Annotated in this window: 1 protein-coding gene (only partly in view); it reads right to left on the bottom strand. The window is 69.3% G+C overall.

The window, feature by feature from the left end; all coding sequences use genetic code 11:
- On the bottom strand, positions 1 to 13,230 hold the 3' portion of the coding sequence (locus ACFHVL_RS22175; protein ID WP_416630347.1) for a toxin glutamine deamidase domain-containing protein. The gene runs 17,337 nt beyond the window's last position; 13,230 of the gene's 30,567 nt are visible here — the last part of the coding sequence; its start codon lies beyond the right edge, outside the window; it ends in the stop codon at positions 1 to 3.

A 13,230-nucleotide genomic window follows, 5' to 3' on the forward strand; every position in this document is an offset into this window, starting at 1 on the left:
TCACCGCGACCGCCAGTCGGATGTCTGCCCGTCGCGGATCCGGTGGGCCGTGGCGTCCACCCAGGTCAGCACTTCGTGGATCGAGTCCGGGGTGAGGGTGGCGCTGTCTCTCACGCTGCTGTCGAAGGCGATCGCCCGCCACATCCCACCGGGGATCTTCAGTCCGGTGCCGTCGGCGGTCGGCACGAGTTCGTCCCCCAGGACAGGGAAGATCATCGTCAGTCGGTACCAGTTGCGCAGGCTTTGAACGTCGGGGTGCACGTAGGTCGCGAGGAACAACGCGGTTCGGATCAGCTGTGGCTCCGCCGACAGCAGGCCTTCCAGAGCCGCGGCCTGTCCGTCGGGCAGGTCCCCGAGCGGACCTGGACCGAGCACGATGAGGGGTCGCCCCATCCGCGCGGCGGCGTCGGCCATGTCGCCCGCCCAGGACGGGACGTCACTGTTGCCGATCCACCGCAGGTCCCGCCCGATCTGCGGCGGCGAGTTCAGCCACTGGTTGCCGTCGTGGCGCTGGAATTCGACCGGGACGCCGATGGCCTGCTGGTACTGGCGGCGAAGCAGGTCGGCCATGGTGTGGTAGTGCCACCGGGCCGTGGCCGTGGACATGTGCCGCTCGCCGTGGGAGCGCACCTCGACGACGAGATGTGGGACCAGCAGCGTCCCGTCGGCGAGGTCCGGTTTCGGCACGGTGCTCATCGCATCCATCACCTCGACCTGTTGGACGGGTCGGGCAGTGGGATCCAGCGCACTCATGAGGGATTCGTCGACCGTGACGGAGTCCGGTCCCTCGCCGATGTCGATGTCGCCGAGGCGCCCCGGTTGTACGCGCATGCGCCGCTCGTGGTCGGGCACCCGCGCGAGGAAGATCTCCCGGAAGAGCGTCTTGATCGCCCCGGCGTCGGCCGCCAGGTAGGAGCGCGCGTCTGCCGGCATTGCCGGCAGGGCGACCTGAAACGACTCCATACGGGACAGCAACGCGACGTGGGTCTTGTTCAGGCCGGGCAGATCGAGGCTGTGCAGCTGGCCAGCGACGGTGTCGTATACGAGGGCAAGGTATCCGCTGATGATCTGTGCCTGCAGCCGGACACCGGGGCTGACCCGAGTCATGTCGACCGCAGGGGTGGCTGTGCCCTGGGGCAACCATCCGCCGTCCATCGCCGCCGCGGTGAACCGTGCGGCGACCCGGTCCCCGAACGCGATGCCGTCGCTCAGGTGGTCCCTGGTGTAGTACCCCACTGACTGGTCGCGCCAGACGTTTCGCTCAGCGAACCGGACGAACTCCCTCAACCCACCGAACGTCACACCGAAGGTGAAGTGGAAATGGTTCCCCGGGCCGTCGCCGATCGGCCGTGGCCCTACCCAGGTCCGCTGCCCCAACTCGGTGAACACCAACTGCTCGGACTGGTACAGGTCGGTCAACGCGATCGTCGGACCCGAGCCGGGGTCACCAGGGATCGTGTCGACTGCCGCCGCCATCCGTGCGAACGCCGTGAAGACCGGATCGGGTTGGTAGCGACCCGCCTCGTGCGGATGCACCTGTAACACCGAGGAGACCCGCTCGATCATGCCGAGCCTCACCGGCTCCACCCGGTGGTCGTCGTTGTCGTCGTCTTCGAGTGCGTCCTCCTCCGTGCGGTAGTACCGGTCGCCGGACTTGTAAAACGTCTTGGTCTCCACCTCGACCCGGAACGATCCGTTCGGAGCGTAGGCGAGTACCTGCCCCCGGACCGACTCCGGTGCGGTGTCGTCGGAAAAGAACAGCAGGACCGTCTCCTCGTCCTCGACACCGCCACCGAGCCGTACACCGTCCGCGCCGGAATCCGTCGAAGTGAAGCCGTCGAAGTCGATGTCCCGCCCGATGTCCCTTTCTGTCACGTCGTTCAGGGTGTCCCAGCTTTCACCCGCGCCACCGCCGACGAACAGCACCCAGGAACGCCCGGCCCCGGCCGCGCCCACCGCCCGGGTGATCAGTTGTGGCGGATCGGAGCGCTGCCCGGGCGACGACGACTCGAACGGGACGTAGAGGTCGTCGCGGGAGGCCAGCACCGTGCCGCCACGCGCGGCCGCGTACCGCTGCGCGAATCCTTCGTCGAGTTCGCCGGCCCGGCAGGTCAGCAGGGCCAGATCCAGCGGCAGGTCCGCGGTCACCGTCGCCAGCTGCTCCGCCGTCAGCGACACCTGCCCCGTCCGCCCGCCACGGCCCACCGGCACGCGGACGAACTCGCCGTCGCCGTGCACCACGACTGCGGGCAGCTCGCCGGGCGGGAGCCAGATGCGGTTCGCTGCCGGATCAGCCAGCGTCGGGTGGCGCACCCCGCCGGACACCTGCGCCCAGTCATCGGGTGACAGGAGCGCCAGCACCGACCGCCCGGAGACGACGTCGCGGTGCATGATCAGCGGTGCTCCGTCGGCCAGGAATCCGCGGCCGGGGTCCGGGACCAGATCGCGGACCTGCATCGGCTCCGCCAGGTCATCCGCCGCGAAATCCTTCATGAAGTCGCCGTGGCTGCCGACACTCGAATCGTCCGAGAACCGGCCCGGCTGCAGCAGGTCCTCGATCTGGTCCGGCGACAGCTGCTGGACGGTCCGGTTCAGCACTGGTTGCGTCAAGCTGCCGACACCGTGCTCCCGGGCCGCCGCGAATCCGACGGCGAACAGCTTCTGCCGGGCCTGCTGCGGCGCCGGCAGCACCGGATCGTCCATGCCCAGTCGGCTGGCGAGCTCGGAGAGGGCTGCGACGAGTGTGGCCGGATCGGTCGCAGCCGGATCGACACCCGCCGCGTCCAGCAGCGCGTCGACCACATGGAATGCGGTGAACGACGCTCCCCGGCGTTCGACGGCGAACACTTCTGGATCCAGCAGGTGCTTGTCGCCGAACGCGGCGCGGAACAGTTGCCGATCCTGGTCGGTGATGTCGTGGATCGACCCGATCCCGACGTCCGGCAACTCCACCGGCCGCGGCTGCGGCCGGTGGACGCGCACGTCGCCCGGACTGGGCGGGGCCCCGCCGGCGACCTGGATGATCCGGACGATCTCCAACGCCTGCCACCACAGATGCCACGGGGTGTCCCGCGACGGCGATCCGATCACCACCTGAGGGTCGCCGGCGTCGATCTGGGGCGCATCGTCGAGTTCCCCGGCCCAGAGCCGCCCACCAACCGCTCGGAGCTCCACGTTGGATCGCCTTGCTCTCCGACCACCGCGGGAGCTGAGTGGGACGGCCCCGTCCGGCCCGAGCGGGACCGGCGTGACGTGCACCCGGTAGAAGGCGGCGAACGGATGCATCGATTCCATGAAGGTCGGACCGAACGCGACGAAATGGTCGGCCAGCCGGCCGTCCGGATCGACCATTTCGATGCCGAGCAGCAGTCGACGTGAGCCAGTGAGCAGCTGGGCAAGACCGACCGCCTGCTCCGCCGACGCCCAGGGCGCAGTCGTCGGCCCGTCGGTGATCAACTCCACCAGCGCATGGTCCGGAAGGTGCTCCCGTAGCTCGGTCAGGACCTGACCAGCCCGCGCCGGGTCGGCCACCTGCACGACCACCAACGGGTTCGACGGCGGGGGCAGCCGGTTCGGCGGCTCCGCCGATGAACCCACCGGCCGGATGAACGTCCCGGCCGCGCCAAGTCTGACCACCTCGTACCCGTCGATCGAAGGCACCTGCGCCCGCGGTTCCGCGCTCCAGTCGCGCACCGAGCCACCGGCATCGAACACGGCCTGCAGATGCAGCGCAGGTGCCTCCAGCGGCCGGGCAACGTACTCGGAGTACAGCTCGTCCTGCGTCCGATGCCACTTCGCTTCGCCGACCTGCAGCCGTCGGTGGACTCGGCTGCCGGCCCTGGCCGAACCCGGTTCGGCCATGGCCCGCCCGGCGTCATCGAGCGCAGCCTGTGGGTCGATCGCGTATGTCCTGTCTGGGTCGCCCACGATCTGCCGCAGGGCGACCACCGGCAGCCGATCGTCGGGAGGCCAGAGCTGCGTCAGCGCATTGGCGACACCCCGGTCCGTGATCGCAGCCGCAGCCGCAGGTGTCCAGAGCTCCAGATCGGAGTCCGCATCGGAATCGTGACCGGCGTCGACCGTGGTGCGGTAGTAGGCGGCAGCTCGCTGTTCGAAATGCAGCATCTCGTGCAGGACCGTGCTGAGGACGTCATCGACCGAGCGGTCGATGGACAGCGACATGTGCCAGTTGCTGCCGCGGAAGCTGCCCCACGCGTGCTCGTCGTCACCGGCCCGGGTCACGAAGGAGATCACCACCGGTGGCGGCAGACCGATCCGGTCCGCGATCAGGTGCACGATCTGGCGCCAGGCCTCGATCCGCTCTGCCCGGCGCCGCTGGTCGTTCTGGTCCGGCCCGCTGACCAGGACCTGGTACCGGTCACGCGCGACGGCGCGGACCTCGGCGACGACCGCCGCGTCGGCGACCCGGAACAACCGGCTCTCCCGCGCATGCGTCAACCCGAGCAGCGCATCGTGGGCCGCCAAGAACCTGCCCGTGTCCGACTCGTTGAAGACGTTCACCCCGAGCCGCTTCGACTCGGTGTGGATTTCCTGAGCCGGCCCGTGCCGTACCTTCCAGCCTGCCCCGAGCAGGTCGGCCACCAGCCAGCTCAGTCCGTCGCGACGCAGCGCCTCGTCGAGCGGCAACGGCCGCAGCGCCCGCACCACGGTCCCCTGCGCATCGACCTCGGCGCGCACGAGCACGGTCCGCTCGTTGACGGTGGCCAGGTGCAGGCCGAAGCCGGTGAGTAGGAGGTCGTCGCGGATCCGTTGGCCGTCGGCAACGACCCGCTGGACGAACTCCCATGCCTTGTCGCGCGGTGTCCGCCAGCCCACCGCCCGCTTCACCCGATGCCTCGCCCGTTCCCACCGGCCGTCCACTGAGGTCCAACCGACCTCCCGGGCAATCCGGTAGAAGTGCCGGATGTCGGCTGGGGACAGTGCGTCGCCGGTCCAGGTCACCGACCCTGCCCCGGCGGTGTCCCGGCTGAGCTGGTAGATCGTCGCGCCAGTCGCCGGGTCGACGATCTCGAACCTGTCCGGGGCGGCCAGCCGGCCCGCCACCTGTCTGGTCCGGCCGTCAGCCAGCGTCTCCGACACCACACTCAGCGGGGTGCCGTCCGGGGCGACCGGCGACCATCCCACCTCATCACTGGTCCAGGGCGCTCCGAGCGACGACTCGGTCACGACCGACGACGAGTCGGATGCCGGCCTGACCGCGCTGCGGTCCACCGGGTCGGCGATCGACACACCCAGGCCACCCACGCGACGGTCCAGCCCCGCCAGATCAGCCCGAATCGGGCCGATCTCCACCGGACCGTCGGCCACCGGAACCAGCAGAACCGGAACCGAACGGTCCGCCTCGACGTCCCTTCGGACGGCGTCGGCCAGCTGCACGAGAAGCGCGGCGCCTCCGGGCACCGGCCAGTCGGCCGGGGCGAGATCGGCGGCCGCCGCGTACGCGACCACCAGCGTCCCGTCCACCGGGAGGATCCCGACCGGCACATCGTCGTCGCCGAGCCACCAGATCCGACCCTCACCATCGATCGGTTCGACCACGCCGGATTCACTGACCAGACGCGCGGAGCGCACGTACCGCCTCGCCAGTCCCTGCATGCCCGGCCGCCCGATGTACCTCTGCGCGGCGAGTTCGAGCACCCGCATGAGCCGGATGGTGGAGTCGGTGTCGCCGTCATCGGCCCGCGCCTCGGCGAGCAGCCGCTCGACCAGCGGCTCGCCGACCAGGTCCGGCCCGGACGGGTCCCGCTCCAGCCTGGCGAGCACCCGCTGCGCCGCGACGAGCCTGGGCACGGTGACGCCGTTGACCCCGTACGCCCGTGCGGCCAGGTAGCCGATCGACGGCAGATCGGCACGGGTGACACCGAGCTGGCCGGCCAGGCTGTCCAATCCGTGCTCGCGGTCGCCGGGGGCCGAGGTCCGCGGCTCGAGACCGGACGCGGTCAGCAGCGCCTGGGTCATCGACCGCAGGTCGAATGCCGCTTGGGCGTTCGACGGCCGGTACGTCAACTCCCCGGCCGGCACCGTCGATCCGAAGATCCTGGTCAGCAGCTCACCATCAGGGCTTGGCGGTGAACTCGCCTCCGGCGGCGGTGCCAGAAACTCAGCGAGCTCCGACCGCTCGACCGCCGACCCGACGCCGCCCGCCACGCCCTGCTTAAGGTCGTCTCCCGGGCCGAACGCGGTGATCAACGCACGGGTCTGCTCCACGGCGCGGGCCGTCTGCTGATCCGGGCTGTCCGCCAGCGTAGCGAGCACCGCGTGGTCAGGTGTCACCTGCGTCGGATCCTCCGCCCACAGCAGCAGCAGCTTGCCACTGACGTCCGCCTCGCTGCCGGCCGCCCGGTCGATCACGATGTTCAGCAGTGCGACGTCCACCTGCTCGACCCCGGCCAGGTCGACGCCTCGGGTCAACTTCACCAGCTGCGTCAGATCCGGCACCTCCGGGTCGGCGAGCAGGTCGAGGAAGAGTGAGCGGCGATGCCGCGGGTCCGGTTGCGTCAGGTAGTCGTACGCCTCGTCTTCGAGCCCGACGCGGGAAAGCTGGAAAATGCCCTGGGTGGCGACGGCCCGATCATCGTCCGACGGGTGGCTGCTCTGCTCGATCGCCCGGTTCAGTCCTCGGGAGCGGGCCCCATCGCCGGCCCGGTTCAGGACCTGCGCCATCGAGGTGAACGCGGCCCGCGACTGCTCCCAGGTCGGAGAGTTCAACCACTGGTCGACGCTGCTGTCGACAATCGGATCGGTGAGGCTGCTCACCTCGATGCCCTGGGAGCTGATCCGCTGGTCCAGGAACCTCGCCCAGGCAACCCTGGCCGGGCCGTCGAGCGAACCCGCTACCGCATCGACGATCCGGGCTGCCGTGTCCACATCCCCATCGATCAGGGCGGCGATCGACCGCACCATTTCGATGTCGTTGACCCCACTTTCATCGAGCTCGACCGAGGTAAACAACGGCACGAGGCTCCCGATCCGCGCCGCTGGCACCGCAGCGACGAGGTCGCGCATCGCGCGCTGCCGTTCGACTGGGTCCGGGGCGGTCAACAGCTGGGCGACCCGCTCGGCCTGCCCGGGTGCCAACAGGTCGACGATCGCCTTGATCCGCTCGGTGGCCTGGTCGCCCGGACGATAGCCAGCCGGGCCGTCGACCTGACCGGCGAGCCGGCTTGCGACCTGAGGCAACATTGTGCTGCCCCGGCCGGTGAGGTAGGAACGGACTGCGTTCCAACCCCTGCTGGCCAGATTCTCATCCGACTCGGCCAGCCACTCGTCGATCGTCGGCATCACGAGATCGGTGGCGAAATCCAGCAACAGCCGGCCAGTTGATGGCTCATGGCCTGCGGCCATCCCAGCGATCGCGCTGGCCCACGCCGCCAGCGCCGCGCCCGTCGGACGCGACCCTGATGATCGCCGGACCTCGTCCAGGGCGGTTAGCTCGGACTCGCTGAGCACGATACCCCGCGCTCTGAGGAAGGTCCTGACGGACGAGGCGAGGCCGATCTGCTCAGCGAGCGAGGCCAGTTGTTCGACCCGCCGCTCCGGGTCCAATCCCGTCAGATACCGCAGCGCCGCCGGGTCCGCACCGGTCCGGGCAGCTCTGAGAAGTTCGCTGACAGCCTTGATCCGGTCGACTACATCGCCCGCCGAAGCATCGTGAGCCCGGTGCCGCAGGTGCGCGCGCAGGTGCTCGCCGGCCAGCTTCCCGGTGTCGTCGCGGAACAGATCGCGAGTATCGATCCACATGTCGGCGGCGTCCCGCCAGGTCGGTGCGTCGACGACAGCGTCGATCCACCGGGTGAGCAGGTGGTCGGCGATCCGCTCCAGGTCGGCACCCAGCTGATGACGACGATCGACGTTCGACCGCTTCTCGAAGTCGGCCAGCACGGTGAGCGCGGCGCCCCACCTGCCTGCCAGCTCCGCAGTCACCTGCGGCGTCGAGTCGACCCGGCGCACCGCCGCGTCGAAGTCCCCGCGGGCGATGAGATCCACCGCCTGATAGAGAACGAGTACGTCGAGGTGCACATCGGACGGAGCATCCGACGATGGCAGCGGCTCGTCCCGCAGCAGCACGGGGTACGCCGCAGCCTCCTCGTACGCTGCGGCGAAGACGTTCCCGAGCCGCTCGACGTGCTCACGGGCCTGCGCGACTGTCAGCCACCTCGAGCCGTACGACCGGATCTCGAGCCCGCCCACGGGGACCCGCAACCGGCCGGCGTTCGAATCCAGCTGCGACCATTCGGACATCCCGGTGAACGCGTCCTGCTGGCTGATCCAGCGGCCCCGCAGCGGTGCACTGAAGTACTCGCTGACAGTGGCCCACCCGGGAACTGATCCTCCGTCGAGTACCGCCGGTGGCTGCGTCCGGGCAACCTCGTCGACGATCCTCTCACCAAGCTCGCCGATCATGGCGTCGGCGTTCAGCATCAGCCGCATCCGAATCCATAGCGGCAGCTCGGCCCAGAACCACACCATCCCCACCCTGGACAAAGCGGCGTTGTGTCGCTTGTTCAGCACCAGTGGATTCTGATACTTGGCGGCTATCGCACTCGAATGCGAATAGAGCAGGGCAAGGAAGCCATGGACGGCGTCGAGTACCCGGTCGGAGAGTGTCAGACCTAGTTCACTGAAGTGCCGTCGGGTGTCCCGGGCGATGGCCTGGCCGAATGCCAGTCCGTCGATCAACCGTTCCTTGACCGGCAGACCCGTCGCCGCGTCACGCCAGGTGTTCTCGGCGATGTGCGTGAGACCCGCGAGCAGGCTCTCGGTCGCCGCCGCCGTGGTGATGTGGACATGGAGCGCACTCGGCTCCCCTTCCGGCGTCGGCCCGATCAACATCCTGGCGGTCGAGTCGCTGACCTCGAAACCGAGACCGTCGAGGACCTCGCTGAGCGGCTGCGCCGGCACCCCGGGCAGACCCGTTCCCGGGCCGAGCCGTTCGTTGAGCCGACGCTCCACCGCCGCCATGCGCTCCCACAACGCGTCGGCGTCCTCGATGCGTCCCTGCTCCTCCGGGAAGTTCTGAATGATCCCGGAGATGATCTCTGGCAGCGCGACGTGGCGTCGTGAGATCTGACCGTCCGCAGGCGAATTGATGAACACCCGGCGCGGCGCCCCCGACTGCCCATCGGCGACGTACAACCGCCGAGCCTCGACCTTGATGGTGAGCGACCCGTCGGTCGTCTCGGCGAGGACATCCTCTCTGGCGTCGTACGCATCAGCGCCGTCAGGCAACGCGATAGGCAGCAGCCACTCGGCTTCGAAACCGATCCCCCGGTACGGCCCACCGAGTGGCGCGTCCACGATCGCCATCGCGATCGACGTCGACTCGGCCGCCGCCGGATCGGTCCGATCCGGGGACAGCACGACTCCGTCCGCGTCGATGATCAACCCCCGCGCCGCCGCCGCCGCTTCCAGCAGCTCAGGTCGCGCGCCCTGGGTGAAGACGCTGTCGCGGTCGCCGCGGACCGGGTCCAGCCAGTGCACCTCACCGTCCACGTCGTGGTACGCGGCATACACGTGGCCAACTGCACGGCCCGGTCGGCGCAGCAGCACCACGGCCATCGCCCCGGGGCCGGCGTCGATCAACTGAGCCTCGACCGCTTCCCAGGACTGCACCCGATCCCAGCTCGGCCGGTCCGCGAGCCAGGACTCGGCCCTCCGGTCCAGGTCAATATCGTCCCGGGTGTACGGCACGAGCGATGCCAGACCGACTACGTCGGCACCGACCAACCGCCGGATGAGCTTCTGCGCAAGGGTGAGACAGTCTGCTTCCGTCGGCCTACCTGCCAGCCAGGCTGCCCTGCCCAGCGCTGAGACCCTGCGTACCTCCCTGGTGAGGGTTGCTTCGTCGAGCGGCGCCCGTCGCTCCGGGCGCACCGGTGATTCCTCTTGGCCTGGCCACCAGCCGAGGTGGTACAGCGCCGCGGCCTCCCGCTGGTCGTCCGGATCGACGAACAGTTCGTCGATCAGGCGACGGCCCGGCAGAGTCCGCCCTGGCCGCAACGGCTCGTCGGACCGCAGCTCCGCCGCACGCGAATCGGCATCGGCCCGGGCTGGGTTCGGCAGGGTGTCCGGGGGCAGGTCCTGGTCAAGGTACCGGCTCCCGCGCAGTGCGGCAGCCAGCCCGGCGGCAGCCAGCCGCGCCTGCGCCTGAAGGATCTCGGGGCGAAGCCGGGTGCCATGGGTAGTCAGGGTGAGCCCGTCGCCTGTTTCGATCCTGGTGTCCAGGGACATGTCCTCGTCGCGCGCCGTGTCCGCAGTCAGCATCCGCTGCACTGTGGCGTCATGTCCATCGGCCAGGCTGTCCAGTCGGCTCGCCGCCGCATCGTCCAGCTCTCCGTCACGCGGACGGGCGATGATCTCGACGCGGACAACCTGCGGCTGGACCATCCTTACGAGCGAGCTGGTTACCCAGCTGAGCGGCTCATCCCGACCCGTCACCGGCAGGGATATGGTGATCGAATCCGCCGTGTACGAGACATCGACTGCAGGAACCGCCTGCAGCCGGCTCAGCTGGCTGGCGTACGCATCGTTGTCGGCCAGCATGATCTCGAATCGGACATCGACGGCCACTCGGCTGATCCCGTCCACCTCGACCAGCGGCACCCGGTCACGCAGCGGGATCAGCTCCAGGCCCTGTTCCAGCCGCAGGCGCATCCGAGCCCGCTCCCTGTCGAAGATCTCCGGCGACTCCTCCATCCTCAGCGAATCGGGGCGCGGGCCGTAGCTGCCGTAGCCGGTCGTGTGCTGCCACAGGTGCAAGGTCTCTGTCGCCTGCGGCCGATACGCAACGGTTCCTTCCGGCGAGGTCACCACTATGTTGAGGTCTAGCACCCGCGCCGCGAACTCCACGGCGATCGGGGCGGCGGTGCTGACTCCACTACCCTGCCGGGTTAGCAGGTCAGCCAGCAGTTGGCTTGCGGTCGGCATCGCAGCGCGGTCTCGGGTCAGCCCCCGCAACACTTCGAGTATCGGGTCATGCGCAGTCAGTTCTGGATATCGCCGCAAGACGAACGACAACAGCAGACGGGTAGCGTCGTCGCCCCGGTCGATGCTGGCCGCCACCTCGCGCCGCAGCTGGAGTCGGGTCTGCTCGGCCGGGTCGGCGGGGTCAGTCGCCGCCGCCAACCCCGGCTGCTCGGCGAGAGCCGCGAGCTCCGCGTCGGGTCGCAAGATCAGCTGTATGCTCAGCGGCAATGCCGCGGCGATCAGCTGCCCGATGGTCGGCGTCGACGTGGCACCTGTCGGGTCCGCGGCTGCCTGTCTGCCCAGGTACCCGCCCAGTCCCTGGGCGGTGGCCGCCGCGGGCGGCAGGTCGACCCGCTGGCGGCGGGCGGCGTCCCGGAGCGCCTCCAGGAACGAGTCCGCACCGACGGGCAGTTCGATTCGGCGAAGCAGGACAGAATTGACGGCGGGGGCGGGCCGAGCGGCACTGACGGCAGTGGGCACGTCGGCGTCTGACGGGTAGCTGAGCTCCCCCGCAGTTCTGAACCACAGGTGCCATTCCTGTAGCGGCCTGCTGCTGAGCAACGCGTCCCAGATGGCCTTGGCGGCCTGCGCTCGTTGCGCGACCAGCGCCGCGCCATCGCCCGAGGGTGACAGCCGCTGCGCTGCGCGGAGACGATCGACGAGATCCGACCAGAACGTGGGCGGGAAGGTGACTCCGGCGAGGTCCGTGGCGAGCATCTGCGGGGTGAGCAGGCCCTGCTGCTGCAGCAGAGCGAGCAGCACCGTCGGGTGCTCGACGGTGGCGTGGGTGAGATCGTCGTCGCGCCACGGCGCCGCGAGCCCGAGCTGCTGGGCCTCGTCCGCGCCGAGGCCGACCGGCAGACCGTCATGGCCGGGCCCCGGATGCCAGGGAGTCACCAGGAACAAGGCAGCTGCCTGCCAGCGGTCGGTGATGTCGCTGAACAGCTCGGACATGAAGGCATCTGCGGCATCGTCCGGACTGTCGTAGAGACGCCAGCCGCCGGCTGAACGGACTACACCGGGCCGCCGGCCAGTGGCCCGGTCACCGGCCGGCGGCCCAGCCCTGTCCGGCTCGATGGTGCTCCGTTGGGCTAGCCGCACCAGGCCCAATGCGATCTTGACCTCGGCCTGGATCAACCCGAGGTCCAGGGTCAAGGGGTCGAAGATCCGCAGGACCAGGGTTCCGTCGACCGACTCGATGGGGTCAGCACCGAGCCCATCACGGCCGCGCGTCTGGCGGATCCGACCGGCAGCAGGATCGGTGGCTAGCCGGCCGAGGACGTCGGAGTGCCGCCGGACCAGGTCCCCGACGGCTGTCACGGAGCTCTCGTCGACGCCGTCGATGGTCACCGCGAACGAGCCGGGCGTCGGGCGGGCACCGTACCGGCGAAGGACATCGAGGATGTAGCCGAGTCTGCGCCAGGGCCGCTCGGCCGCGCCAAGGTCCAGCGAGATGTTCACCAAGTCGGTGCCGGGATCGCCCACCACCTCGTCCGAGCTGATGCCGGTCTTCCAGGCGGCTGCCTCGATCCGCAGCAGCCGGTCCAGCGGTGTCACGGTGGTCCACGGGTTGGCTGACCGTGACACCGGCAGGCTGACCACGAAGTCGAGTCGCGCCCCGTGTGGGCCGCGGTTCCGGCCGGGTAGCAGGCCGTCCGGGTCGTCGTCGGTGTATGGCACCGGGTACAGCCCGCGATCGATCCGGTCGACGACCCATTCACGCAGGCTCGACCCAATGGGGTCGGTCGGTGTCAACTCCGGGGCGTGCCAGGCTTGGACCTCGACATTGGTGTCAACCGCCGAGGCCGGATGGTCCACCTTTCCATAGTCGGCGACGATGTGTGCCCAATGGTCGGCGTACTTCTCCAGGTGAGCTTTGATCCAGTCGTCGGTAGCGACGAAGTCCGGCGGAAGGTCGTTCAGCGTGCGATACGCCTGAGCCAACACGTTCGCCGGCAGCGGAAGCTGCTCTGTCCGGAGCAGCCGCACCGCATCGCCGTCAGTAAGGCTGAGGTGGATTCCGAGAAAACTATGGAAGGCAGACGGAGGCGTAGTGAAGCTGAGCAGAAGTTCCCTCTCGGACAGTGCCGCACCGAGCAGGTCGCGGAGTTTGTCGAACTGCTGACGCCCGCTTTCCGTCAGCTCCGGAACCGCCTCGCTAGTCCCCGGCGACATGAGTCGTTGCTCGACCACCTGGATCTCGATGAGCTCGGAGCGAATCGGACCGAGCTCCAGCGGCGGCAG

Source organism: Micromonospora sp. LOL_023, assembly GCF_048060115.1.
Classification (GTDB): Bacteria; Actinomycetota; Actinomycetes; order Mycobacteriales; family Micromonosporaceae; genus Micromonospora_E.